We start from the raw sequence: 23,259 nt of genomic DNA, 5'->3' as shown, positions 1-23,259 counted from the left end.
GGTGATCAGATCTCTTGGGCGACCTGCCGGGCCAGGACCGGCAGATCCATATCGGGTGTGCCCACAACAACATAGGACGCCGTCCCGGTTTTCCAGTTCACCATCTGCACATCCCCGAAATCGCGCGGTGTGAACTCGCCCGTGCCTTCGGGATCGCCGCCGGCAATCGCGCAGATCGCCAGAACCTGGCCCGCCGCATCGGTGTAAAGCAGCTGCGACACCGGCTTGCCCGCCGCCACCAGCAGCCGCGCCCCCTGGAACGTGTAGCCTGCGGCGGACAGGTCGGGCACCTTGAACGGGACGCCGGTGGTCTGGCCCAGCCAGGCCTCAATATGCTCTTTCTCGCTGGCGGGAACCTCGGCCAGGTGCCGCACCTGGGTGGCATAGACACGGTGGTAATCGGCGACCTCGGCCATCCAGCCGCGCGCTTGCGCGACCTGCGCCGGGGGCGCGCTGTTCTGTGCCACGAACCAGCCGCCGCCCGCGCCGACCAGCAACATGGCCAGCATCGCTGCAATCTGCCCGAAGCCCCAGCTGGGGGCCTGGTTCAGGTTGGCGGCCGTGGGCGCCACGGGTTGCAACGCCGGGGGCAGCGCATCCGCGCCGGGCAGATCCAGCATCTGGTCAAAGGCATCGTTCAATTGCAGATCCAGCGCCTGCAGGCTCTCGATTTCGGCCAGAACGGCGGGGTCGCGTGCGGCCAGCGCCTCGACCTCGGTCATCTGGTCAGGCGACAGCGCGCCATCGACATAGGCGCTCAGACGCTCCAGCAGGGCGGGATCGGTGATAGGGGACGGGGTCGTCATGCCGGTTCCTCCGCCATGGCGGCTTTCAGTTTCTGTCGCGCGCCCGACATGCGGGACATCACCGTTCCGACGGGAATACCCAGGATATCGGCGGCTTCCTGATAGCTGTGCCCTTCGACGCTGACCAGCAGCAACACGGCGGAAAACCCTTCGGGCAGGGCGCGGATCTGGGCCATCAGCTGGGAACTGCGCACGGCATCCTCGGGGCCCGATGCGGTCTTCAGCTCGGTTGCGTCCTGCGCGTCGACCTGGCCCGCACCCTGGCGCACGCCGCGCTTGCGGGTTTCGGAAATCCACAGGTTGCGCATCATGGTAAAGGTCCACGGCAACAGCCCATCGCCATCGGGCGCGCTGGCTGCGTTCAGCATCGCGCGTTCGCAGCTGGATTGCAGCAGATCCTCGGCATCGGCGTGGTTGCGCGTCAATGACCAGGCAAAACGCCGCATCCGCGGCAATTGCGCAACAAGCGCCTGTCTCAGCCTGTCCGTATCGGCCACACCAACCCCCGCATCGTCTTTTGCGCGGATCATGCCAGCGCAGGTCTGATAGGTAAAGACAGGATGTACCCGCGCCCGAACCGCGCCGGGGATCGGCCCCGACGCGGCATTGGATATGTGGGCACGCGCCTGCACGGGGTTTACCAGTCGCTGACTTGGCCCATCAGGGCCTGTTCCAGCGAGGCTTCGGCCCAGCTGCCTTCGCCGCCACGGGCGCGGATTTCGATCAGCTGGTTGCGGGCGCCGACGAAATCGCCCTCGGCCACCAGGCCCTGACCCATATAGGACCGCGCCAGGATATAGTCGGGGTCGACCTTCAGCGCGGCGGTGTAATACGCCATCGCCAGGTCCGAATGGCCCAGCTTGCGGTTCACGAACCCCTTGTAGTTCAGGATGCGCGGATCGCTGGCATTCTCGGCGCTGGCCAGAACGGTCAGGGCCTCGGTGTATTGCCCGGCATAGGCCATCTCGCGCGCCGCCTCATAGCGGTTGGTGTCGTCGAACAGATCGGCCTTGGAATCCAGGCAGGTCTTGGTCGCGGCGTCAAAGATCTGACCATCCTGGCAGACGGTCGTGGTTTCCGTGGGCTTCGGCGGGGTCGTGCTGTCCGACCCCGCGGCCAGGGCCGCGCCCGACATCAGGGTGACTGCGGCAAGGGACAGGATTGTGGTTTTCATCTTGGATCTCCGGTTCAATATCTCGGTTTCAGATAGGGTTGTCGTTCAGGGCAACCAGCGCAGGGTGTCGACGGTATTAAGATCGCCGAACCCGGTGCCGGTCTTGGTACTTTGGGTGCTGGACAGTGTCGCCGATGCCGACACGCCCCCTTTGGCAAGGGCGCCACCCGTCAGGGCACACATTACGAGACATACACAAGCAAATGTTTTCATTATGAAATTCCCTGATCTTAATGTAGTTCGTCAGCCCACCCGGCGCGGGTTTCAATATGCAGCACCGCTGCGGTGGTCTGGGTCTTCTGCGACGGCGTTTGCGGTGCCGTCACAGTAACAACGCCTTGGGGCGCGCGATTATTCGCGGGGGGTGGTGAAATTTTTCACAGCGCCCTCGGGCGCGGGGGCCTGCCAGTCGATCCAGCGGCCGTGGAAATCGGCCCGACCCATGGGGATCGTCACATCGCCGGGCCACAGCCGCAGGGTCAGCGCAGCACCGGGGGCGTGGCCGTCAGCCTCCATCCCGAACCAGGCCAGCGGCGCATCTGCGGTGGCCTGTGCACCGGCTGCGGCAATGATTGCTTCACCGCGGGATTGCGCCTCTGCCGGCAGGTATTGCCAGGCGACCGTGTGACAGATCAGGTGCACATGTCCCGGGTGCCGGGCCGCCAGGCGCGGCCCCAGCCAGTCCACCGCGTCGGCCTGATCGACCGGCGCGGGCGGAAGGGTCAGTGCGGCGCGGGTGCGTTCCATCCGGTCGGGCTGATCGGGCCAGATATAGGACAGCAGCCGCAGCACATGCGCCGGATCGGCGGGGTTCAGCGGGTTCAGATCGACACCGCGCCGATCCGCGATGCGCGGGCGCACGGCCGGGGGCAGGGGGCCGGCCCAATCGGGCGACAGGGTCAGAACCGGTTGGTCCGGGCCGAATGTCGCACCGGGCAGACGCAGCGCATAGCGATCCCAATGCAGGTTCAGCCCGGCGCTGGCCCCGATTTCGGACAGGATCAGGGGCAGGCCCGTGCGCGCGCTCAGCCAATGCGCCACCGCGATCAGGGCCGCGCTGCGCCGGACCTCGTTCGTCTGGGGCGGGCTGTCCAGCCATGTTTGAATGCGGGCCTCATGCGTGTGCAGGGCGGTTTCGATAGCGTGCCAAAGCGCATCGTCATCGGTGCCGTTGGGGGGATACTGCGCGGCCAGGTCCGGGGCGCTTCCATCCAGAACCAGCCCATGCAGCGTGCCCGCCAGCCGCAACGGGACCGACGCACCGGCGCTGCCGATATCGCCGCGCCAGCTCAGGATCCGGTCGGCCACGGCGCCCCCCGGTTCCAGCCGGTCGGCAATCAGCCGCAGCAGCCGCGCGGTAAAGGGCGAGCCCAACCCCTCGCAAGACATGGCCTGCTTGCGAAAGGCGGCGCGGGGGCTCACTTGAACTTGTCCACCAGCTTTTGCAGCGGGCTGCGCGCATCGGGTTCCGGCTCCGGCTGCGGCTTGGGGGCCGGGGCTGGCTTCGCCGCGCCCTTGGTCGTCGATGACCGGGACGGGGCCACGCGCAGGGCGACCGCGTTCATGAACTTGCCGCTGTCGCCATCGGCCAGATACGGCGCGCCATCGCTGATCCCGCGCAGCAGGTCGTCCAGCCAATCGGCATCGGCCTTGGGAAAATCGCGCAGGACATAGCCCGCCACGGCGTCCTTGTGGCCCGGGTGGCCGATGCCCAGCCGCACACGGCCGTAATCGGCCCCGATATGGGCGTGGATCGACCGCAGCCCGTTGTGGCCCGCATGACCGCCGCCCTGTTTGACACGGGCCTTGCCGGGGGCCAGGTCCAGCTCGTCATGGAACACCACCACATCGGCGGGGGTCAGCTTATAGAACCGCATCGCCTCGCCCACGGATTGACCCGACAGGTTCATGAAGGTTTCGGGTTTCAGCAGGATGACCTTGTCCGATCCCAGCCGCCCTTCGGATACCGATCCCTGAAACTTGCCGCGCCAGGGGGCAAAGCCGTGATCCTCGGCGATCCGGTCCAGCGCCATGAACCCGATATTATGCCGGTTCTGCGCGTATTTCGCGCCGGGGTTTCCCAATCCTACAAACAGCCGCACGTTTCCGCTCCGTCTTCGTTGGCGCCCGTTTTAGGGCGAACGCCGCAGGGCGGCAAAAGAAAAACGCGAGGGGGCGTCCCCCTCGCGTTTCAAACTGGCTTCAAGTATCCGCGGACACTTATTCTTCGGCGGTGGCCTCTTCGGCTTCGGCTTCGCCTTCGCCCGCGTCGGCGTCATCGGACGACCGCAGGCCCGAAGGCGCGGCGATGTTGGCGATGACGAAGTCACGGTCGGTGATCATCGGGCGCGTGCCCTGGGGCAGGGTGATCGACGAGATCGTGATCGTGTCGCCGATGTCCAGGCCGCTCAGGTCAACGGTCAGCTTCTCGGGGATATCGCCCGCGGTGACTTTCAGCTCGACCTCGGGACGGACGATGGTCAGAACGCCGCCGCGCTTCAGGCCGGGCGCCTCTTCCTCGTTCTGGAACTCGACCGGGATGAACAGGTTGATCCGCGAAGTGCGGTGCAGACGCATCAGGTCCAGGTGCACCGGCAGGTCCTTGACGACGTCGCGCTGCACATTGCGGCAGATCACGCGCACGTCTTCCTCGCCCTCGATCTTCAGGTTGAAGAGCGTCGACAGGAAACGACCCGCCTTCAGCATCTTGAACAGTTCGTTGAACTTGACGTTGATCGGCATCGGGTCGGTCCCGCCGCCATAAACAACGCCCGGTACCAGATTTTCACGGCGTGCTTGACGAGCGGCCCCCTTGCCTGTCCCCGTCCGTACCGTGGCATTCAGATCAGGAATCTGACCAGCCATGATGTATTCTCCTAAGGTTGCGGGCATCCTCCAAGGGTGTATGCCCAGATGAAGCCGCGCGTATACGGCAGATTTCCCAGCTTGAAAAGGGGGGAATCTGCCGTTTCATGCGGTTTTCAACGGGTTTTCGGCGCGGGTCCGGATCAGGCCCAGCGGCCCGTGAAATCCTCGGGCACCAGCAGGATGTCGCGGTCCAGATCGGTGACCTGCTTGCGCCCGCAAAGCGCCATGGTCGTGTCCAGTTCCTTGTGCAGGATTTCCAGCGCCTTGGTCACGCCCGCTTCGCCCATCGCGCCAAGCCCATAGATATAGGCGCGCCCGATATAGGTGCCCTTGGCCCCCATCGCCACGGCTTTCAGCACGTCCTGACCCGACCGGATGCCGCTGTCCAGATGCACCTCGATCTTGTCGCCCACCGCATCCAGGATCGCGGGCAGGGCGCGAATGGCCGACAGCGCGCCATCCAGCTGACGCCCGCCATGGTTCGACACGATGATCGCATCGGCCCCCACATCCAGCGCCTTTTTCGCGTCTTCGGCGTCCAGAATCCCCTTCAGGATCAGCGGGCCGCCCCACATGCGTTTGTATTCCTTGACCTTCTCCCAGTCGAGTTGCGGGTCGAACTGTTTGTGGGTCCAATCCATGAGCGAGCTCATGTCGGCCACATCCTTGGCGTGGCCCACGATATTGCCGAACTGGCGCCGCTGGGTCTGCAACATCTCGATCCCCCAGCGCCATTTGGTCGACAGATCCAACAAGGTGCGCGGCGTCGGTTTGGGCGGGGTCGACAGGCCGTTTTTCAGGTCTTTGTGCCGCTGGCCCAGGATCTGCAGATCCAGCGTCAGCACCATCGCGCTGCATTTGGCGTCCTTGGCGCGCTGGATCAGCCGGGCGACGTAATCCTGATCGCGCATCACGTAAAGCTGGAACCAGAACGGTTTCTGCGTGTGGGCGGCGACATCCTCGATCGAACAGATCGACATGGTCGACAGGGTATAGGGCACGCCGAATCTTTCGGCAGCGCGGGCGGCCTTGATCTCGCCATCGGCCGATTGCATCCCGGTCATCCCCACGGGCGCCAGCGCCACCGGCATCGCGACATCCTGGCCGATCATCCGGCTGGCGGTCGAGCGCCCCGTCATATCCACCGCAACCCGCTGGCGCAGATAGATCTTGTTGAAGTCGCTGGTGTTCTCGCGAAAGGTCTGTTCGGTCCAACTGCCCGCCTCGGCATAGTCATAGAACATCTTGGGCGCGCGGCGTTTGTACAGGCGGCGAAGGTCTTCGATACAGGTGATTGTGGGCATGGGATGCTCCTATTGGTAAGAAATCGTTACCAATGGGGCGGATTTCATTCAACCGCTATTTGTCCCGTTGGCAGTCCCGCGCGCAGGGGGCATAGATGGGGCATGAGCATCGTTCTGTTGGGATTTCTGGGGTCGCTGGCGGCTGGCATGATGACGGCGGTGGGCGCCTTGCCGGTGCTGGCCGGACGCGCGGTGTCGCGGCGGGCCAATGACCGGATGCTGGGGTTTGCCGCCGGGGTGATGCTGTCGGCGGCGTTCTTTTCGCTGATCCTGCCGGGGCTGGAGGCGGCCGAGGCGGTCTATGGCTCGGTGCTGGCCGCGGCCCTGATCGCGGGGGGCGGCATTGCGTTGGGCGGGCTGCTGGTGGCGGTCTTGAACAAGACGCTGCCGCATGAGCATTTCATCACGGGTCCCGAGGGCGCCGATGCCGGTGCGCTGGCCAAGATCTGGCTGTTTGTCATCGCCATCACCATCCACAACTTCCCCGAAGGCATGGCCGTGGGTGTTGGGTTCGGCGGCGGCGATATCGCCAACGGCGCCGCGCTGGCCACGGGGATCGGCCTGCAAAACGCGCCCGAGGGGCTGGCCGTTGCCGTGGCATTGCGCGGGCAGGGGTTCGGGCGTTGGCGGTCCTTTGGCGTGGCGCTGGCCACCGGGCTGGTCGAGCCGCTGGGCGGGGTGATCGGCGCGGCGGCGGTTGGGGTTTCAGCGCTGGTGCTGCCCTGGGGGCTGACCTTTGCCGCAGGCGCGATGCTCTATATCATCAGCCACGAGATCATCCCCGAAACGCACCGCCACGGGCATCAGGACGCGGCCACCACCGGGCTGATGGTGGGGCTGATCCTGATGATGATCCTGGATGTGACGCTGGGCTGAACCGCCCGCGATCAGGCGCGATGCGCGCCGTCGGCCAGCGATTTGACGTAAGCCAGAATGTCGGGCACCGGGCGCTTTTCCTGCACCAGCTTCACGATGGCCGAACCGACGACGGCGCCATCGGCCACGCTGGCGATCTGTTCGGCGGCCTCGGGCGTCTTGATGCCGAAGCCCACGATCACCGGCAGATCGGTCTGGGACTTGATGCGCGCGACCTCGGGGCCCACGTCACCGGCCTGTGCCTCGGCCGCGCCGGTGATGCCGGTGATCGACACGTAATAGACGAAACCGCTGGTGTTCTGCAGCACCTTGGGCAGGCGCTTGTCATCGGTGGTGGGCGTGGCCAGCCGGATGAAGTTCAGCCCGGCCTTTTGCGCGGGGATGCACAGCTCTTCATCCTCTTCGGGGGGCAGGTCGACCACGATCAGGCCGTCGATCCCGGCTTCCTGCGCCTGGGCCAGGAAGGTGTCGACGCCACGGCTGTAGATCGGGTTGTAATAGCCCATCATCACCACCGGGGTTTCCTGATCGGTCTTGCGCAGCTCGCGCACCATCTGCAGGGTCTTGTCCAGCGTCTGGCCGCCCTCCAGCGCGCGCTGACCGGCCAGCTGGATTGTCGGGCCATCGGCCATCGGGTCGGTGAACGGCATGCCCAGCTCGATCACATCGACACCGGCGGCGGGCAGCCCTTTCACGATTTCCAGTGACGTATCGTAATCGGGATCGCCCGCCATGACATAGGCGACAAAGGCTTTCTTGCCTTCGGCCTTTAGCTTGGCGAATTTGGCGTCGATACGGCTCATGCGGGCGCTCCCTGGATCTGTCGTCAAAACCAAGTGCCAGAGCGCGCCGCAAAGGGCAAGCCGGATCAGCCCGCTTCGGGATAGGTCATGATCATCCAATGGGTGCCGAAACGGTCCTTGACCATGCCGAAGCCGGGGGAGAAGAAGGTTTCGGTATAGGGCATCGTGACCTCGCCACCATCCGCCAGCAACGCGTCGAAGATCGACCGCCCCTCGTCGACCGTGGCGGTGTCCCACGAGATCGACACCGACGCCTGCGGCGGCGCGGTATGACCCGGATAGGCGTCCGAGGCAAAGATCGGACCCTGTGGCGTGGACAGGGTGGCATGCATGACCTTGTCCGAGCTTGCGACTTCGTCCGGGGCATCGGGCATCTGGTCGTATCCCATCAGCTCAAGCGTGCCGCCGAACACATCGCGATAGAATTCCATCGCCGCACGGCAGCAGTCGTGAAAGTGAATATATGGGCTGGGCATCGGGGTCTCCGTCAGGGTCGGTTGCAGTCTATTGGGCGAATGTAACATATCGGTCGGCCTCTGCGGCTTGCGCGTGCCGGTTCCGCACCGTAGAAGCGGCGCGACATCGAATGAAAGGGCGCCGTCATGGGGTTCAAGACCGGTATCGTGGGCCTGCCCAATGTGGGCAAGTCGACGCTGTTCAACGCATTGACGAAAACCGCCGCGGCGCAGGCGGCGAATTTCCCGTTCTGCACGATCGAGCCGAATGTGGGCGAGGTCGCCGTGCCGGATGCGCGGCTGGACACGCTGGCGGGCATTGCCGGGTCGAAGCAGATCATCCCGGCGCGGATGACCTTCGTCGATATCGCGGGCCTGGTGAAGGGCGCCAGCAAGGGCGAGGGGCTGGGCAACCAGTTCCTGGCCAATATCCGCGAATGCGACGCCATCGCCCATGTGCTGCGCTGCTTTGAGGATGGCGACGTGACCCATGTGGAGGGGCGCGTGAACCCGGTCGAGGATGCCGAGGTGATCGAGACCGAGCTGATGCTGGCCGACATGGAAAGTATCGAGAAGCGGTTGCAGAACATCGTGCGCAAGGTGCGCGGCGGCGACAAGGAGGCCGTCCAGCAGGAACGCCTGTTGAAAGAGGCGCAGGCGGTGCTGGAATCCGGTAAACCCGCCCGCACGGTCGATGTGGCCGAGGATGACCGCAAGGCCTGGGACATGCTGCAACTGCTGACCACCAAGCCGATCCTTTACGTCTGCAACGTGGCCGAGGACGAGGCCGCCACCGGCAACGCCCATTCCGAGGCCGTGGCCAAGATGGCCGCCGAACAGGGCGCGGCGCATGTGGTGATCTCGGCCAAGATCGAGGAAGAGATCAGCCAGCTGGACGCCGACGAGGCCGAAATGTTCCTGGACGAGCTGGGCCTGAAAGAGGCGGGGCTCGATCGCATGATCCGCGCCGGATACGACCTGCTCGGGCTACAGACCTATTTCACCGTCGGCCCGAAAGAGGCACGCGCCTGGACCATCACCCGGGGTATGCTGGCACCGCAGGCGGCGGGCGTCATCCATGGCGATTTCGAACGTGGCTTCATCCGCGCCGAAACCGTGGCCTATGACGATTATGTCGCCGCGAATGGCGAGCAGGGCGCCAAGGATGCCGGCAAGATGCGCGCCGAAGGCAAGAGCTATCTGGTCAAGGACGGCGATGTCATGCACTTCCTTTTCAATGCCTGACGCTTGACAGAATCTGCCCCGCCCTGAAACCTGTTTGCAGGGTATTTGGGGAAACAAGATGTTTTGCACGACTTTTCGGATCGCGGCTGCGGGTATTCTGGCCGCATCGGCCGTGGCGGCCAAGGACAGAACCGAACTTTCCGCATCGGGGTTCACGATCTGGGCGCCCTCGGCGATCTCGTGCAAATCCCCACCCGAATTCACGCTCGAGGGGCCGGCGGTGGTGCTGTTTTCCGACGACCGCAAGGCGGTGGTCGATCTGGTGGCACGCATGGCCGGGGGCTTGGGCAAAAGCTGTCCCGATATCGACGCGCTGACGGTAAAGGGCAGCTTTCGCGGCATCGATTTCAGCTTCGACGTGACGCGCGACCGGGACTGGCGCCTGGATCCCGCGACCCCGGCGCCCAAATCCGCCGATACGCCGGTTGCCGCCGTGACCGAACCCGCCGTTGCCCCGCAGCCTGTCGCGGCCAAGACGGCCCCCGCCAAGACCGCCGAAGCCGCGGCGCCCGCCAAACCGGCCGAGCCCGTGGTGCCAGAGCGCCCCAAGGTCGCCCCGGGCCTGAGTTTCGAACAATTCACGCCGCTCTTTGGCTCGGTCGCATCGGTGCGCGGGCATTTCGCGCTTGGCAATGACCGGATCTGGCAGCGGGTGCTGGCCGCCCGGGCCTATGCCGAGCGGCCGCAGATGCTGAACGACGACCAGATGGCGATGGCGCTGGTCGAACAGATGCTGACACCTGCCGAACATCAGCAGCTGATGGGCCCCTATGCGGGCAAGCACCTGTCGCAGCTTTCGGTGTTTGAACGCCGCGATCTGGCCAACCGCATCCGCACCCAGCTGAAACCGGGGCTGGATCAGCGGCGCCAGACCGGGCCGATCAAGGTCTATCATTCGGTGCCGGTCCAGCTGGGCGAATACAGCTTTGAAACCGGGGCGTTTCCGCTGAATGCCAGTGGGCTGCGCAACCATCCCGGCGCCCAGTGGAACGCGGTGTCGCTGCGCAATGCCTTCGATTCGATCGTCCTGCCGTCCGAGCTGAAGACCAGCGTCGAACAGGCCCGGCAGCTGGACGCCTATCTGCGCAGCCGCAACGACACACGGCTCTACATGGCGGTCTTCGCCGAGATCGACCCCGAGCTGCCGCCGTCGATCAAGCAAAGCTATGGCAACAGCCGCCCGGGCATGCACACCCAATTGGTGCAGATCGCGCTTTTTGCCGATCAGGGGCTCAGCCAGGTGCTGTATGATTTCACCCCGGTCCTGAAGGCGCGCCAGCAACAGGCGGACAAGGCCGCGCTTTACCTGGGTCAGCCGATATCGGGCGGCGAGGATTTCGTGCGCGCCGTCAACGCAATCAATGGCAACGAGGCCGCCGCCAAGGCGCTGGCCGATGCCTATGCCCTGGGCCAGCCCAACCCCGACGCCCGCCGCGCCGAGGCCTTCGCCGCGCTGGGCGAAACCAAGGGGCCGCGGATGATGAGCTTTCGCGGCACGCTGCGCATCGGCACCTATGATCCCGTGCGCAAGGTGATGCCGCTGCAGGGACTGAACGCACAATACCAGCAATTCGACGCGCTTCAGCTGGGCTTCAACATGCGCAACACGTTCTTTCCGAACCTGACCGAACTGAAGATGACCCCGGCCGAGGCCGCGCAATTCACCCAGGCCGCGCAGAACAACGGTAATTTCGAGTTCCGCCTGTCGGCCGAAATGGTGGCCGGAAATTTCCAGAACGTGAACCAGAACTATCTGGAACTGATCGCCACCCACCGCCCGGTGCGCATCCAGGTGTTCTCGGGTCGCAACGGCGAGGCCGCGGCAGAGCGCACGATTTTGCTGGATGCCGAATTGCCCAGTGCCGACGCGGCCGTGCCCTCGCTGATCGACGCGCTGCGGCTCGACAAATAAACGGGCCGACAATCGGCCAATTTCGCTCTTGTTTTCGCCGCACGGGGCCGATACACGGGTCGGCGGAGACGTGGCCGAGTGGTCGAAGGCGCTCCCCTGCTAAGGGAGTAGGCGGGAAACCGTCTCGAGGGTTCGAATCCCTTCGTCTCCGCCACCCACCCCAAAGACCCGCGTCCATAAGCCGCATCAACCCGGGTAGGGTGCGATGCGCTAGTGGCGCAGGGCCTCGATCGGGTCCAGACGGGCCGCGGCGCGGGCGGGGAAATAGCCGAAGACGATGCCCACCACCGCCGAAAACCCGAAGGCCAGCGCGATGGTGCCCGGATCGGGGATGAAGGGCACGTTCAGCATCGATGAGCCGATGGCCCCCATCGCCAGCCCCAGGGCAATGCCGATCACGCCGCCCAGGGCCGACAGGACAATCGCCTCGACCAAAAATTGCAGCAGCACCTGGCTGGCCTGTGCGCCCACCGCCATGCGGATGCCGATTTCACGGGTGCGTTCGGTGACCGACACCAGCATGATGTTCATGATCCCGATCCCGCCCACCAGCAGGCTGACCGCCGCCACCGCCGACAGCAGCCCGGTCAGAACCGACGTGACGCTGCCCAGCATGTTGGCCAGCTGTTCGGTGTCGCGGATCGAGAAATCGTCGTCATCGCCGGGTTGGATGCGGCGGATCTCGCGCATCAGGTTGGTCAGGTCGTCGATGGCCCGGTCAGTGGAATAGCCGTCGCGCACCGACAGCGTGATCGACGAGACATCGGTCGATCCCGCGATCCGGCGGGCAAAGGTCTTGAACGGCATGATGACGGTGTCGTCCTGATCCTGGCCGAAGGTGTTCGCCCCCTTGGCCTCGAGCAGCCCGACGACGGTACAGTTCAGGTTGTCGATCCGGATCTTGCGGCCGATGGGATCGGCGCTGCCCATCAGCTCCTCGCGCACGGTCTGGCCGATGATGCAGGCGGTCTTGCCGCTTTCCTCCGAGCTCGAGAACAGCCGCCCGGCGCTCAGCGCCCAGTCCTTGGCCTCGAAATAGCCGTTCTGGGTGCCGGTGACGGTGGTCTGGTAATTCTCGCCCTCGAACACGGCGACAATGGTTTGCGAACCGGTGGGCACCGCGACCGAGATGGCGCCGATCTGATCCAGGATGCGGTCGATATCGTCCAGGTCAAAGGGCCGCGCCGCGCCGCCCTGATCGCTGCCCGGTCCCATCCGGTCCTGACCGGGCCGCAATGTCAGCAGGTTCGCGCCCAGGCTTTCGACATCGGTCGTCACCTGCGCCGACGAACCGTTGCCAACCGTTACCATCGCAATCACCGCGGCCACGCCGATCACCACGCCCAGGATGGTCAGAAAGCTGCGCATCGGGTTGCGCAGGATCGACTGCACCGCCAGTTTGATGGTTTCCCAAAGCATCACGCCGCCCTTTCGATTGCCTTGTCGGATTCGACCTTGCCGTCGACCATCCAGATCAGGCGCGAGCCAAAGGCCGCCATGTCATCCTCGTGCGTGACCATCACGATGGTGATCCCCTCGGCGCGGTTCAGCTCGACCATCAGCTCCATGATCTCGACCGAACGCTTGGTGTCCAGGTTGCCGGTCGGCTCGTCGGCCAGGATGACCTCGGGGTCGCCTACAAGCGCCCGCGCGATGGCCACGCGCTGTTGCTGACCACCCGACAGGGCGGACGGGTCGTGATGCGCGCGGGCGGCCAGGCCGACCTTGTCCAGCGCCGCCAGCGCCCGCGCCTCGCGCTCGTCCCGGCCCATACCCTTATAGATCAGCGGCAGCTCGACATTCTGCAGCGCCGTGGTTCGCGGCAGCAGGTTGTAGCCCTGGAAGATGAAGCCCAGATAGTGCCGCCGCAGCAGCGCCCGTTGGTCCCGGTCCAGCCCGGCGACCTCGACCCCGTTGAACAGGTATTGGCCGGATGTGGGGCTGTCCAGGCAGCCCAGGACATTCATTGTCGTCGATTTGCCCGACCCCGACGGCCCCATGATCGAAACGAACTCGCCACGATGGATGTCGAAGGACACACCGTCCAGCGCGCGCAGCTCGGCCTCGCCCTTGCCATAGACCCGGGTGATGTCGGTCAGGCGAACGATGGGGCCGTTACTGTCCATCGGTCTGATCCGTGATCACCAGGTCGCCCTCGGCCAGTTCGGTCGTCACGATCGCCGTCACCGAACCGTCGGTTTCCCCCACCTGCACGTCGATCGCCACCGGCACCCCGCCGCGCAGCACATGAACCGTGCTTTGCACCGTTTCGGTCGCGACCGTCCGCTGACCGCCCCCGGGCCGGCCCGGCATGATCATCCCGACAAGCCCGCTGCGGGATCCGCTCTGGGTCGTTTCGGCCTCTTGCGTCGCGGGGGCATAGCGCAGCGCGGCATTGGGCACCACCAGCGCATCTTGCACCGCGGCGACCACGATATCGGCCGATGCCGTCATGCCCGGCCGCAAGGACAGGTCCGAGTTGTCGACGCTCAGGATCGCCTTGTAGCTGACGACGCCATCGACGGTCTCGCTGGCGAAACGCACCTGGAAGATATCCGCCGGAAAGCTGCGCTCGTCATAGGCATCGACGGTGAATGTGGCGTTCTGGCCCACGGCGACCTTGCCGATATCGGCCTCGTCGACATAGACCTGCAGCTCCATCCGCGTCAGATCCTCGGCCACGGTAAACAGCGTCGGCGCCGAAAGCGAGGCGGCGACGATCTGCCCCGGCTCGACCGCACGGTCCAGCACGACACCGTCCACCGGGCTGCAGATGCAGGATTTTTCCAGATCGACCTTGACGTATTCCAGGTTCGCCTCGGCCACCCGCTGCGACGCCTGCGCCGCCTTCAGCTCGGCCGCGGCGCGGACATAGGCGGCCTCTTGCGCGATGAAGGTGGTCTCGGATTCCACGCCCCGCGCCTTCAACTCCAATCCGCGCTCGTAAAGCTCCTGCGCCTCCTGCAACGAGGCTTCGGCCATCGCCACGCCGGCAATCGCATTCTCGACCGAGGCCTGCTTGACCGCGCGTTCGGCTTCCAGCTTCGTGGTGTCCAGACGCGCCAGCACCGTGCCGACCGCGACCTCGTCATTGAAATCGACCAGAACGTCGTCGATGGTCCCCGAAAGCTCGGACGAGATGTCGAACATGTCCGTGGGCTCGATCGACCCCACGGCCGAGACCGTGACATCGAACGACGCCCGCTCGACCGGGCGTGTCACATATTGTGTGCCAGCCGCGCCGTCATCCTGCATCCAGAACCAGACCGCGCCGGCCACCACAACGGCAAGCCCCCCGGCAATCGCCAGCCACGGCACCCGCCGCTTTCGGCCCAGACCGATGGTTGTGGAAATGTCTTTGTCGTCGGAACCCATCTGCTTACCCTCACATCCGGCACGATTGGCCTTTGCATCCCTAACGGCAAAGTTGTGAGGTTCCGTCGCGAAAAATCGCCAGGACGCGGTTACACCACCAAAACGCGGCGTTTCGCCACAAGAGCGGCGCGCGTCGCGGTCGGCTGGGGAAAGCCCCGAGCCCAAGGCGCGGGGCTGCGATGTTAGGGGGGGATAATGGCGGAGAGACAGGGATTCGAACCCTGGGTGGGCTTGCACCCACAACGGTTTTCGAGACCGCCCCGTTCGACCACTCCGGCACCTCTCCGCACGTGTAGTCCGTGAGCGGCTGATTTAAGGGCAAGCGCCAAACAGCGCAACCGGTTTTTCGCCGAGATCGGAAATCTCTTTCGCAGAGGCCGTGCAACGGGTTGGCAGCGGCGCGTGCTGTGCTTAGATTTCGGGGGTATTTTCATGGGACACCGATATGGCGCGCGCTTTTCTTCTGATCATCCTTCTGCTTTTCCCGTTGCGTCTTGCGGCGCAATCGGATGCCCAGTTCGACCGCCTGTACCAGGCGCTGCACATGGCGGACCTGCTGGACATCATGCGCGAAGAGGGGATGAGCTATGGCGACGAGATCCAGGGCGAGATGTTCCCCGAACGCGGCGGCGACCGCTGGGCGGCGATGGTGGCGCGGATCTACAGCACCGAGCGGATGGACGAAATCATGCAGGACGGCATGCGCGCCGCGTTGGCCGATGTCGATCTGGCGCCGCTGGTGGCCTATTACTCGGACGGTCCGGGCGCGCGGGTGACCGATCTGGAAGTGTCCGCGCGGCGGGCGCTGCTGGAGCCGGGCGCCGAGGAGGCCAGCTTGGAAAAGCTGCAGGAACTGCGCGACGATGCCGATCCGCGTCTGGATCTGGTGGGGCAGTTCATCGATGCCAACGATCTGGTGGACCTGAACCTGTCGGGGGCGCTGAACTCCAACTATGAATTCTATATCGGCCTGACCGATGGCGGCGCGTTCCCGTTCGAGATGACCGAGGATCAGATCCTGGCCGATGTCTGGTCGCAGGAGGCCGAGATCGAGGCCGAGACCCAGGATTGGCTCTATTCCTATCTGGCGCTGGCGTATAAGCCGCTGTCGGATGCCGAACTGACCGACTATATCGACATGTCGGAAACGCCCGAGGGCCAGGCGCTGAACCGGGCGCTGTTTTCGGCATTCGACGTATTGTATCGCCGGATCTCGCGCGAGCTTGGATTGGCCGCGGCCAAGATGATCGTGGGCGAGGATATCTGAGCCCCCGGGTCCCGGCGCGGGGTGCGCGCCGGGACGGGAGCAGGCTCAGAAGCTTTTCTGCCAGCCATGGGCGGCAAAGATCGCCACGCCCGCATCGCTGTCCAGATACGCCAGAAACGCCGCCAGATCGGGGTTTTCGGCCCCTTTCTGCGTCGTGACGATCGAGGTGTCGCGATAGACCGCCAGATCGGGTTCGACCGCAACCATGTCGGCGATATCGGGGTTGTCGATCTGCCAGTGGTTCCAGATCAGCCAGGCCTGAAAGCTGTCATCTTCGGTCCACAGCTTGCGCGCCGCGCCGCTGTTGGGCGCCAGATGGTCGATGCTGCCGCGAAAGGCGGCCATGTCGGCGATGTTGCGGGTGCGGCCGACCATGTCCTCCCACAGGCCGACCTGGCCCGCGCCATCGACCACCATGAATTTCAGGTCACGCTCGATCAGGTCGCGCAGGCCGCTGATGCCGTCGGGATTGCCCTTGCGCACCAGAATGGCCGAGGGGCGCAGGAACAGCGGCGTGATTGTCTCGGGCAGGGTGGCGCCATGGGCCACGACGAAATCGTCCATCATGTTCTGCGAGCCGGTAAAGATCGCGTCGGCCTGCATCTGCGCGTCGGACATCCACTTGCCCGCCGGGCCGGCGGTGACGCTGACGGGGATGCCGGTTTCGGCGGTGAATGCGGCGGCGGCCTCTTTCATCGCGGGGGCGGGACCGCCGGGGCCGAACAGCGCCAGATCGGCGGCGGCAGGGCTGGCGGCGGCCAGCAGGAACGCGCCGATGGCCAGCGCGGGTGCGAAACGGGGGGAATGGGGCATGGATCTTGTCCTGAGGGGGGTAAGGGGTTGCAAAAGGGATTGCTTCGGACCCGGTGGCCCGGGACCGAAGCGGATTGAGGAGCATTGAGCGCGGGCAGAGCGATCGCGCCCGCACAGGGGGATCAACGCCAAGGGGGCGGGGATAATCCTGTCGGTCACGGCAATGTGAGCGGCGGGCGCGGCGGCTATTCAGGGTTGACTTGCGGGCGATCTTTCGGGATATAGCGGCCTCTGCACCGGGTTTGTCCGGTGTGGATTCGTGAAATGACGCCCTGAACGGGGCGCGCTGTCCGATGGCGCAGATGCATCCAACACCGCACCGGCGGGGCCACAGGACGCGGATAGACAAAGGAAAGACCCGATGTTTGCGGTCCTGAAAACAGGCGGCAAGCAGTACAAAGTGCAAAGCGGCGATGTACTGCGTGTCGAAAAGCTGGCTGCCGAAGCTGGCGACAAGGTCCAATTCAACGATATTCTGATGGTGGGTGACCAGATCGGCACGCCGACCATCGAAGGCGCGGCCGTGCAGGCCGAGGTGATCGAACAGATCAAGGGCGCGAAGACCATCACCTTCGTCAAGCGCCGCCGGAAGCACAGCTCGAAGCGCACCCGTGGCCATCGCCAGCAACTGACGCTGCTGCGCATCACCGACATCCTGGAAAAGGGTGCTGACAAGTCGGGCGTGAAGGCCGCCGTTGGTGCCGCATCGGCCGTGGCCGTTGCCGCCGCGGCCCCGGCACCCAAGGCAGCGCCGAAGAAGGCCGCCCCGAAGAAAGCCGAAGCCAAGGCCGAATCGCCCAAGGCGGATGCTGGCGCGGACGACCTGAAGAAACTGTCGGGCGTGGGCCCGGCGCTGGAAAAGAAACTGGTGGCTGCTGGCGTGACCACGTTCGCACAGATCGCTGCCTGGACCGAAGCCGATATCGCCGAGTTCGACGAGAAACTGTCGTTCAAAGGCCGGATCGAGCGTGAGGGCTGGGTGGATCAGGCCAAAGAGCTGGCCAAAGGCTAAGGAGAGACTGGAATGGCACACAAGAAAGCAGGCGGTTCATCCCGTAACGGCCGCGACTCAGCCGGTCGCCGCCTTGGTGTAAAGAAATTCGGCGGCCAGGCCGTCATCCCCGGCAACATCATCGTGCGTCAGCGCGGCAATAAGTGGTGGCCGGGTGAAGGCGTGGGCCAGGGCAAGGATCACACCATCTTCGCAACCGTCGAAGGCGCGGTGACCTTCCACAAGGGCCTGAAAGGCCGCACCTTTATTTCGGTTCTCCCGGTGGCGGAGGCCGCTGAGTAAGCCGAGACCCGCGAAAAAGAAATATCAGGGGGGATCGGCGCAAGCCGGTCCCCCTTCTTTTGTTTAAGTCAGTCAAACGCATGTTGCAGAACCAGACGATCCTGACGGGGACGCCCCCGATGCCCGATACCGGCCACCGGTCCGGTTTCACCGTCGCCTGTATCGGTCTGGCGTCCGCTGCCCTGTGCTGGCTGAGTTTGAAGATGGCCGGGATGCGCATGGCGTCGTCCGGCCCGCCGCCCGGATCGCTGGCCTCGATCGGCTCGCACCCCCAGGCGGCGCTGAGCCTGCACCAGGGAGGGGTGCAGGCGCTGGCGAACCTGCATCTCTTGCAAGGGGTGGTGGTGATCGCCATTTCACTTGGGCTTGGCAAGGCCGCGCGTGCCGGATTTCGGCATCTTGCGTCCGCCCGGCGTCAGCGCGCCGTGCCCGTGCCGTGTGTCCCCCGGGGCGCGCGATTGTTTTCGGAGGAGGGAAGGCATGATTATTGAAGCGATTGTGAACCAGCCGACCATCGCGGCGGAACGGTTCGGGCTGCGGCCCGTGCGGAAATCGGACGAAGGGCTGCTCAGGATGTATGCCGGGGACGAACGTGTCGCCCGCAATACCAGCTCGATCCCGCACCCGCTGCCGCCCGGCGCGGCCGAGGCGTTCATCGCCCGGTCAGTGTCCGATGATCGGGACGAGGATGTCTGGATCATGGACGGCTCTGCCGGCGGGATGGGCGAGCTTCTGGGGGTGATCTCGCTCAAGCGGTTGGATCGCGACCAGTCCGAGATCGGCTATTGGGTCGCGCCCGCGCTTTGGAACAGCGGCATCGCGTCCGAGGCAGTGGGCGCCCTGCTGAAGGCCAACCCGCTGGACAACAAGACCGTCTTTGCCAAGGTGTTTCAGGACAACCCCGGTTCGGCCCGTGTGCTGACCAATGCCGGCTTCGAATACCTGGGCGATGCCGAGGTCTTCAGCGTGGCCCGCAACGCCAATGTCGCCACCTGGACCTATCTGAAGAAGCTGAGCTGATCCGATGGGCGCGGTGGAACCTTTGACCATAAGAACACCGCGCCTCATCCTCAGACAGATGCGGCGCGACGATGCGGCGGCGCTCTGTCGGATCGTGACGCGGCCCGATGTGGGGCGGATGCTGTTCCTGTTTCCGCCCGACTGGACCGTGGACGCGGCGCAAGACTTCATCCTGGACTGGCAGTTTCGCGGCACGCCGCGTCTGCGGCTGGGCATCTGCGATGCCAGCGACCGGCTGCTGGGCAGCGTCGGTGCGGTGCTGCGCGATGGCCGGATCGAGGTCTTCTATTTCCTGGACCCCGCGGCGGCGGGCCAGGGTTATGCGACCGAGGCGATGCAGGCCTTCATCGGGTTTCTGTTCGACCGTTTCGGCCATGATACCATCCATGCCGATGTCTTCATCGACAACCCGGGCTCCGAACGGGTGCTGCGCAAGCTCGGCTTCACCTTCGACGGTCAGGGCACGGGCACATCGGCGGCAAGGCTTGAGCCTTTCCCCGTTTCGCTCTATCGCCTGACGCAACAGCAATTCAAGGCGGCAACCACATGAAATTCCTCGATCTGGCCAAGGTCTATATCCGTTCGGGTGCGGGCGGAAATGGCTGCATCAGCTTCCGCCGCGAGAAATACATCGAATATGGCGGCCCCGATGGCGGCGATGGCGGGCGCGGCGGCGATGTGATCGCCGAGGCGGTCGACGGGCTGAACACGCTGATCGATTTCCGCTATCAGCAGCACTTCTTTGCCAAGAACGGCCAGTCCGGCATGGGCCAGCAGCGCACCGGTGCGGGCGGCGACGACATCATCCTGCAAGTGCCCGTGGGCACCGAGATCCTGGACGAGGATGAAGAAACCCTGATCGCCGATCTGACCGAACTGGGCCAGCGCGTGGTGCTGGCCAAGGGCGGCAATGGCGGTTTCGGCAACCTGCATTTCAAGACCTCGACCAACCAGGCGCCGCGCCGGTCCAACCCCGGCCAGCCGGGGGTCGAACGCACCATCTGGTTGCGGCTGAAGCTGATCGCCGACGCGGGGCTTTTGGGGCTGCCCAATGCGGGCAAGTCGACCTTTCTGGCGGCCACGTCGAACGCCCGGCCCAAGATCGCGGATTATCCCTTTACCACGCTGCACCCGAACTTGGGGGTCGTGGGCGTGGACGGCGCGGAATTCGTCATGGCCGATATTCCGGGCCTGATCGCGGGCGCGCATGAAGGGCGCGGCATCGGCGACCGGTTCCTGGGCCATGTGGAACGCTGCGCGGTGCTGCTGCATTTGGTCGACGCGACCTCGGACGATGTGGCGGGCGACTATCAGACCATCATCGACGAGCTCGAGGCTTACGGCGGCCATCTGGCCGACAAGCCGCGCATCACCGCGCTGAACAAGATCGACGCGCTGGACGATGACGAACGGGCCGAGAAGAAGGCCGAACTTGAACAGGCCGTGGGTCACCCCGTCCTGATGATGTCGGGCGTCAGCCGCGAGGGGCTGACCGAGGTGCTGCGCGCCGTGCGTGGCGAGATCCAGGACGACCGGCTGCGACAAAAGGCGGCCGGCGAGGAGCCCGCGCCTTGGCAACCCTGACCGACGCAAAACGGATCGTCGTCAAGATCGGCTCGGCCCTGCTGGTGGACCGTCAGACCGGTGCGCTACGCGCCGACTGGCTGCATGCCTTGGCTCAGGATCTGGCCTGGCTGCGCGGGCTGGGCGCCGATGTGATCGTGGTCTCGTCCGGCTCCATCGCGCTGGGGCGCGGGGTGCTGGGCCTGCCCGCCGGGACATTGGCGCTGGAACACAGCCAGGCGGCGGCGGCCTCGGGGCAGATCAAGCTGGCCCGTGCCTATGAAGAGGTGCTGGCCCCGCATGGCATCCACACCGCTCAGATCCTGCTGACGCTCGAAGACAGCCAGGACCGCCGCCGCTACCTGAACACACGCGCCACGCTGCACACGCTGCTGTCGCTGGGCGTGATCCCCATCGTGAATGAAAACGACACCATCGCCACGGATGAAATCCGCTTTGGTGACAATGACCGGCTGGCCGCGCAGGTGGCTGTCACCGTGGGCGCCGACCGGCTGGTGCTCCTGTCGGATGTCGACGGGTTCTATTCCGGCAACCCCACCACCGACCCCGCCGCCACGCGGTTCGACACCATCACCGAAATCACCCCGGGGATCGAGGCGATGGCAGGCGACGCCGGATCGGGCCTGTCCAAGGGCGGGATGAAGACCAAGCTGATGGCCGCCCGCACCGCCACCGCAGCGGGCTGCGCCATGGCAATCACCGATGGCTTCGCCCTGCGGCCGCTTTCGGCGCTGGAAAACGGGGCGAACTGCACCTGGTTCCTGCCGCGCGAGGATCCGCAAGCCGCCCGCAAACGCTGGATCGCGGCGATGAAACCGCGCGGCACGATCACCGTCGATGCCGGCGCCGAAGGCGCGCTGAAACGCGGCAAGTCGCTGCTGCCCGCGGGCGTGACACAGGTCACGGGCCGGTTCGGACGCGGCGATCCGGTGACGATTTGCTCGCCCACGGGCGCGCCGCTGGGCGCGGGGCTCTGCCGCTATACCGCGCAAGAGGCCGCCCGGATCGCCGGGCACCAGTCCGGCGATATCGAACGCGTTCTTGGCTATCCCGGCCGCGCCGCGCTGATCCACCGCGATGATATGGTGCTCTAGCCGCTTCTTCTTGGTATAAATACTCAAACAGGCGCCCCGCGCGCCGCAAGGACGGACGATTGTGATGAAGGACCACGCCGAAAACATCCCCGAACTGATGGCTGATCTGGGCGCGCGGGCGAAAGCCGCCGCCGCCGAGCTGGCCTTCGCCCCGGCGGATGTCAAACGCGCGGCGCTGGAAGCCGCGGCCGATGCGGTCTGGGCGCGGCGCGACGAGATCATCGCCGCCAATGCGCAGGATATGGAGTATGGCCGGGCCAAGGGCCTGACACCCGCCATGCTGGACCGGCTGCTGCTGGACGAGGCGCGGATCCAGGGGATCTGCGACGGGCTGCGCAGCGTGGCCGCTCAGGACGATCCGGTGGGGCAGGTCATCACCGAATGGGACCGCCCCTCGGGCCTGCATATCCGTCGGGTGCGCACGCCCTTGGGCGTGGTGGGGGTGATCTATGAAAGCCGCCCCAACGTGACCGCCGATGCCGGCGCGCTTTGCCTGAAAGCGGGCAATGCGGTGATCCTGCGCGGCGGCTCGGAAAGCTTCCACAGCTCGGGCGCGATCCATGCCTGTCTGGTCGAGGGGCTGCGCCAGGCGGGCCTGCCCGAGGATGCGATCCAGCGCGTGCCCACCCGCGACCGCGCGGCGGTGCAGGAAATGCTGACCATGACCGACACGATTGACGTGATCGTGCCGCGTGGCGGCAAGGGGCTGGTGGGGCTGGTCCAGCGCGAGGCGCGGGTGCCGGTTTTCGCCCATCTTGAGGGGATCGTGCATATTTTCCTGGACAAGGCCGCGGACCCTGAAATCGCGCGCAAGGTAGTGATGAACGCCAAGACCCGGCGCACCGGCATTTGCGGTGCCGCCGAATGCCTGTTGATCCATCGCGACATCGCGGGCGGGCTGGGCCAGCAGGTGCTGGACGAGCTGATGGCGGCGGGCGTGACGGTACATGCGGGCGCGGGCCTGTCCGGCACCGTTGCGGCAACTGACGAGGATTGGGGGCGCGAATATCTGGACATGGATATCGCCGCGAAGATCGTCGATGACATCGACGGGGCCATCGCGCATATCCGGCAATTCGGATCGAACCACACCGATTGCGTGATCACCGCCGACGATGCGGTGGCCGAGCGGTTCTTTGCCCGGCTCGACAGCGCGATCCTGATGCGCAATGCCTCGACCCAGTTCGCCGATGGGGGCGAGTTCGGGATGGGCGCCGAGATCGGCATCGCCACCGGCAAGATGCATGCGCGCGGTCCGGTGGGCGCCGAGCAATTGACCAGCTTCAAGTATATCGTCGAAGCGGACGGGGCGGTGCGCCCCTGATCGGCATCGGGTGGGGGCGCTGCCCCCGTCGCCCGGTCGGGCGAC

Annotated in this window: 25 protein-coding genes and 2 tRNA genes; 13 read left to right on the top strand and 14 right to left on the bottom strand. The window is 65.3% G+C overall.

The window, feature by feature from the left end; translation table 11 throughout:
* Positions 1-5 precede the first annotated feature (5 nt).
* The 7 genes from CLM60_RS18195 to CLM60_RS18165 all read right to left on the bottom strand — a co-directional run bounded on the left by CLM60_RS18195 (position 6) and on the right by CLM60_RS18165 (position 6,152).
* Positions 6-806, bottom strand: a complete 801-nt coding sequence (locus CLM60_RS18195) for an anti-sigma factor family protein (protein WP_095590497.1) — start codon at positions 804-806, stop codon at positions 6-8.
* Entirely contained in the window at positions 803-1,336 is a 534-nt protein-coding gene (locus CLM60_RS18190; RefSeq protein WP_095590775.1) for an RNA polymerase sigma factor, read from the bottom strand. The genes CLM60_RS18195 and CLM60_RS18190 overlap by 4 nt, the downstream gene beginning before the upstream one ends.
* A gap of 107 nt (positions 1,337-1,443) precedes the next feature.
* A complete protein-coding gene (locus CLM60_RS18185; RefSeq protein WP_095590496.1) occupies positions 1,444-1,980 on the bottom strand; it encodes a hypothetical protein in 537 nt (178 codons plus the stop codon).
* A gap of 351 nt (positions 1,981-2,331) precedes the next feature.
* On the bottom strand, positions 2,332-3,402 hold the full coding sequence (locus CLM60_RS18180) for a DUF2332 domain-containing protein (protein WP_095590495.1): 1,071 nt from the start codon (positions 3,400-3,402) through the stop codon (positions 2,332-2,334).
* On the bottom strand, positions 3,399-4,082 hold the full coding sequence (gene pth / locus CLM60_RS18175; protein WP_095590494.1) for an aminoacyl-tRNA hydrolase: 684 nt from the start codon (positions 4,080-4,082) through the stop codon (positions 3,399-3,401). Before pth ends, CLM60_RS18180 begins: the two co-directional genes overlap by 4 nt.
* Positions 4,083-4,200: 118 nt before the next feature.
* Positions 4,201-4,845, bottom strand: coding sequence for a 50S ribosomal protein L25/general stress protein Ctc (locus CLM60_RS18170; RefSeq protein ID WP_095590493.1), 645 nt, complete (start codon positions 4,843-4,845; stop codon positions 4,201-4,203).
* Between the two features lie 143 nt (positions 4,846-4,988).
* Positions 4,989-6,152, bottom strand: a complete 1,164-nt coding sequence (locus CLM60_RS18165) for an alpha-hydroxy acid oxidase (RefSeq protein ID WP_095590492.1) — start codon at positions 6,150-6,152, stop codon at positions 4,989-4,991.
* 102 nt (positions 6,153-6,254) lie between these two features.
* Between CLM60_RS18165 and CLM60_RS18160 the strand changes: the two genes are divergently transcribed.
* Positions 6,255-7,028 carry a ZIP family metal transporter gene (locus tag CLM60_RS18160; RefSeq protein ID WP_245848468.1) on the top strand — a complete coding sequence of 258 codons (774 nt, stop codon included), beginning with the start codon at positions 6,255-6,257 and terminating at the stop codon, positions 7,026-7,028.
* Between the two features lie 11 nt (positions 7,029-7,039).
* Here the strand turns inward: CLM60_RS18160 and trpA are convergent, their stop codons facing one another.
* Both trpA and CLM60_RS18150 read right to left on the bottom strand, forming a co-directional pair.
* Positions 7,040-7,831 (bottom strand): tryptophan synthase subunit alpha, encoded by a 792-nt coding sequence (trpA, locus tag CLM60_RS18155; protein WP_095590491.1) that lies wholly within the window; start codon positions 7,829-7,831, stop codon positions 7,040-7,042.
* A gap of 65 nt (positions 7,832-7,896) precedes the next feature.
* The gene (locus tag CLM60_RS18150) at positions 7,897-8,307 is read right to left on the bottom strand and encodes a VOC family protein (protein WP_095590490.1); all 411 of its coding nucleotides are present in this window, start codon (positions 8,305-8,307) and stop codon (positions 7,897-7,899) included.
* 126 nt (positions 8,308-8,433) lie between these two features.
* Between CLM60_RS18150 and ychF the strand changes: the two genes are divergently transcribed.
* The 3 genes from ychF to CLM60_RS18135 all read left to right on the top strand — a co-directional run bounded on the left by ychF (position 8,434) and on the right by CLM60_RS18135 (position 11,597).
* The gene (ychF, locus tag CLM60_RS18145) at positions 8,434-9,531 is read left to right on the top strand and encodes a redox-regulated ATPase YchF (protein ID WP_095590489.1); all 1,098 of its coding nucleotides are present in this window, start codon (positions 8,434-8,436) and stop codon (positions 9,529-9,531) included.
* Positions 9,532-9,589: 58 nt separating this feature from the next.
* On the top strand, positions 9,590-11,443 hold the full coding sequence (locus CLM60_RS18140; protein WP_095590488.1) for a hypothetical protein: 1,854 nt from the start codon (positions 9,590-9,592) through the stop codon (positions 11,441-11,443).
* Positions 11,444-11,507: 64 nt separating this feature from the next.
* Positions 11,508-11,597, top strand: a tRNA-Ser gene (locus CLM60_RS18135).
* Positions 11,598-11,653: 56 nt separating this feature from the next.
* On the opposite strand, the gene CLM60_RS18130 is transcribed toward CLM60_RS18135, so the two are convergent.
* The 4 genes from CLM60_RS18130 to CLM60_RS18115 all read right to left on the bottom strand — a co-directional run bounded on the left by CLM60_RS18130 (position 11,654) and on the right by CLM60_RS18115 (position 15,104).
* Entirely contained in the window at positions 11,654-12,862 is a 1,209-nt protein-coding gene (locus CLM60_RS18130) for an ABC transporter permease (protein WP_095590487.1), read from the bottom strand.
* Positions 12,862-13,569: an ABC transporter ATP-binding protein gene (locus CLM60_RS18125; protein WP_095590486.1), complete on the bottom strand. Its 708-nt coding sequence runs from the start codon at positions 13,567-13,569 to the stop codon at positions 12,862-12,864. Before CLM60_RS18125 ends, CLM60_RS18130 begins: the two co-directional genes overlap by 1 nt.
* On the bottom strand, positions 13,559-14,818 hold the full coding sequence (locus tag CLM60_RS18120; protein WP_095590485.1) for an efflux RND transporter periplasmic adaptor subunit: 1,260 nt from the start codon (positions 14,816-14,818) through the stop codon (positions 13,559-13,561). The genes CLM60_RS18125 and CLM60_RS18120 overlap by 11 nt, the downstream gene beginning before the upstream one ends.
* A gap of 196 nt (positions 14,819-15,014) precedes the next feature.
* A tRNA-Ser gene (locus tag CLM60_RS18115) sits at positions 15,015-15,104 on the bottom strand.
* 159 nt (positions 15,105-15,263) lie between these two features.
* Here CLM60_RS18115 and CLM60_RS18110 point away from each other — a divergent pair.
* Positions 15,264-16,085 (top strand): hypothetical protein, encoded by an 822-nt coding sequence (locus CLM60_RS18110; protein ID WP_095590484.1) that lies wholly within the window; start codon positions 15,264-15,266, stop codon positions 16,083-16,085.
* A 45-nt stretch (positions 16,086-16,130) separates the two neighbouring features.
* On the opposite strand, the gene CLM60_RS18105 is transcribed toward CLM60_RS18110, so the two are convergent.
* Entirely contained in the window at positions 16,131-16,898 is a 768-nt protein-coding gene (locus CLM60_RS18105) for a substrate-binding domain-containing protein (protein WP_095590483.1), read from the bottom strand.
* Positions 16,899-17,259: 361 nt separating this feature from the next.
* Between CLM60_RS18105 and CLM60_RS18100 the strand changes: the two genes are divergently transcribed.
* From CLM60_RS18100 to CLM60_RS18065, 8 genes are all read left to right on the top strand, one after another.
* Positions 17,260-17,910, top strand: a complete 651-nt coding sequence (locus tag CLM60_RS18100; protein ID WP_095590482.1) for a 50S ribosomal protein L21 — start codon at positions 17,260-17,262, stop codon at positions 17,908-17,910.
* Positions 17,911-17,922: 12 nt separating this feature from the next.
* Entirely contained in the window at positions 17,923-18,192 is a 270-nt protein-coding gene (gene rpmA / locus CLM60_RS18095; protein WP_081893866.1) for a 50S ribosomal protein L27, read from the top strand.
* Between the two features lie 119 nt (positions 18,193-18,311).
* Positions 18,312-18,683, top strand: coding sequence for a hypothetical protein (locus CLM60_RS18090; RefSeq protein ID WP_141246552.1), 372 nt, complete (start codon positions 18,312-18,314; stop codon positions 18,681-18,683).
* Positions 18,673-19,212 (top strand): GNAT family N-acetyltransferase, encoded by a 540-nt coding sequence (locus CLM60_RS18085; RefSeq protein WP_095590480.1) that lies wholly within the window; start codon positions 18,673-18,675, stop codon positions 19,210-19,212. Before CLM60_RS18090 ends, CLM60_RS18085 begins: the two co-directional genes overlap by 11 nt.
* A gap of 4 nt (positions 19,213-19,216) precedes the next feature.
* Entirely contained in the window at positions 19,217-19,762 is a 546-nt protein-coding gene (locus CLM60_RS18080; protein WP_095590479.1) for a GNAT family N-acetyltransferase, read from the top strand.
* Positions 19,759-20,796 carry a GTPase ObgE gene (gene obgE / locus CLM60_RS18075; protein ID WP_095590478.1) on the top strand — a complete coding sequence of 346 codons (1,038 nt, stop codon included), beginning with the start codon at positions 19,759-19,761 and terminating at the stop codon, positions 20,794-20,796. The genes CLM60_RS18080 and obgE overlap by 4 nt, the downstream gene beginning before the upstream one ends.
* Positions 20,784-21,890, top strand: a complete 1,107-nt coding sequence (gene proB / locus CLM60_RS18070) for a glutamate 5-kinase (RefSeq protein ID WP_095590477.1) — start codon at positions 20,784-20,786, stop codon at positions 21,888-21,890. The genes obgE and proB overlap by 13 nt, the downstream gene beginning before the upstream one ends.
* Before the next feature lie 64 nt (positions 21,891-21,954).
* Positions 21,955-23,214, top strand: coding sequence for a glutamate-5-semialdehyde dehydrogenase (locus CLM60_RS18065; protein ID WP_095590476.1), 1,260 nt, complete (start codon positions 21,955-21,957; stop codon positions 23,212-23,214).
* Positions 23,215-23,259 lie beyond the last annotated feature (45 nt).

This window comes from Actibacterium ureilyticum, assembly GCF_002285435.1.
Taxonomy (GTDB): Bacteria; Pseudomonadota; Alphaproteobacteria; order Rhodobacterales; family Rhodobacteraceae; genus Actibacterium_C; species Actibacterium_C ureilyticum.
Note: the sequence above shows the minus strand (reverse complement) of the source record. Positions and strands in the feature narration are given on the sequence as shown.

What these genes read in the sequence shown, in the direction of transcription:
- CLM60_RS18185 (WP_095590496.1), bottom strand. Translation starts at nt 1,980, where the DNA reads ATGAAAACCACAATCCTGTCCCTTGCCGCAGTCACCCTGATGTCGGGC.
- CLM60_RS18160 (WP_245848468.1), top strand. Translation starts at nt 6,255, where the DNA reads ATGAGCATCGTTCTGTTGGGATTTCTGGGGTCGCTGGCGGCTGGCATG.
- CLM60_RS18065 (WP_095590476.1), top strand. Translation starts at nt 21,955, where the DNA reads ATGAAGGACCACGCCGAAAACATCCCCGAACTGATGGCTGATCTGGGC.
- CLM60_RS18105 (WP_095590483.1), bottom strand. Translation starts at nt 16,898, where the DNA reads ATGCCCCATTCCCCCCGTTTCGCACCCGCGCTGGCCATCGGCGCGTTC.
- CLM60_RS18110 (WP_095590484.1), top strand. Translation starts at nt 15,264, where the DNA reads ATGGCGCGCGCTTTTCTTCTGATCATCCTTCTGCTTTTCCCGTTGCGT.
- CLM60_RS18085 (WP_095590480.1), top strand. Translation starts at nt 18,673, where the DNA reads ATGATTATTGAAGCGATTGTGAACCAGCCGACCATCGCGGCGGAACGG.
- CLM60_RS18080 (WP_095590479.1), top strand. Translation starts at nt 19,217, where the DNA reads ATGGGCGCGGTGGAACCTTTGACCATAAGAACACCGCGCCTCATCCTC.
- CLM60_RS18150 (WP_095590490.1), bottom strand. Translation starts at nt 8,307, where the DNA reads ATGCCCAGCCCATATATTCACTTTCACGACTGCTGCCGTGCGGCGATG.
- CLM60_RS18140 (WP_095590488.1), top strand. Translation starts at nt 9,590, where the DNA reads ATGTTTTGCACGACTTTTCGGATCGCGGCTGCGGGTATTCTGGCCGCA.
- ychF (WP_095590489.1), top strand. Translation starts at nt 8,434, where the DNA reads ATGGGGTTCAAGACCGGTATCGTGGGCCTGCCCAATGTGGGCAAGTCG.
- CLM60_RS18100 (WP_095590482.1), top strand. Translation starts at nt 17,260, where the DNA reads ATGTTTGCGGTCCTGAAAACAGGCGGCAAGCAGTACAAAGTGCAAAGC.
- trpA (WP_095590491.1), bottom strand. Translation starts at nt 7,831, where the DNA reads ATGAGCCGTATCGACGCCAAATTCGCCAAGCTAAAGGCCGAAGGCAAG.
- CLM60_RS18165 (WP_095590492.1), bottom strand. Translation starts at nt 6,152, where the DNA reads ATGCCCACAATCACCTGTATCGAAGACCTTCGCCGCCTGTACAAACGC.
- CLM60_RS18170 (WP_095590493.1), bottom strand. Translation starts at nt 4,845, where the DNA reads ATGGCTGGTCAGATTCCTGATCTGAATGCCACGGTACGGACGGGGACA.
- rpmA (WP_081893866.1), top strand. Translation starts at nt 17,923, where the DNA reads ATGGCACACAAGAAAGCAGGCGGTTCATCCCGTAACGGCCGCGACTCA.
- CLM60_RS18120 (WP_095590485.1), bottom strand. Translation starts at nt 14,818, where the DNA reads ATGGGTTCCGACGACAAAGACATTTCCACAACCATCGGTCTGGGCCGA.
- CLM60_RS18195 (WP_095590497.1), bottom strand. Translation starts at nt 806, where the DNA reads ATGACGACCCCGTCCCCTATCACCGATCCCGCCCTGCTGGAGCGTCTG.
- obgE (WP_095590478.1), top strand. Translation starts at nt 19,759, where the DNA reads ATGAAATTCCTCGATCTGGCCAAGGTCTATATCCGTTCGGGTGCGGGC.
- CLM60_RS18130 (WP_095590487.1), bottom strand. Translation starts at nt 12,862, where the DNA reads ATGCTTTGGGAAACCATCAAACTGGCGGTGCAGTCGATCCTGCGCAAC.
- CLM60_RS18090 (WP_141246552.1), top strand. Translation starts at nt 18,312, where the DNA reads ATGCCCGATACCGGCCACCGGTCCGGTTTCACCGTCGCCTGTATCGGT.
- CLM60_RS18190 (WP_095590775.1), bottom strand. Translation starts at nt 1,336, where the DNA reads ATGATCCGCGCAAAAGACGATGCGGGGGTTGGTGTGGCCGATACGGAC.
- CLM60_RS18125 (WP_095590486.1), bottom strand. Translation starts at nt 13,569, where the DNA reads ATGGACAGTAACGGCCCCATCGTTCGCCTGACCGACATCACCCGGGTC.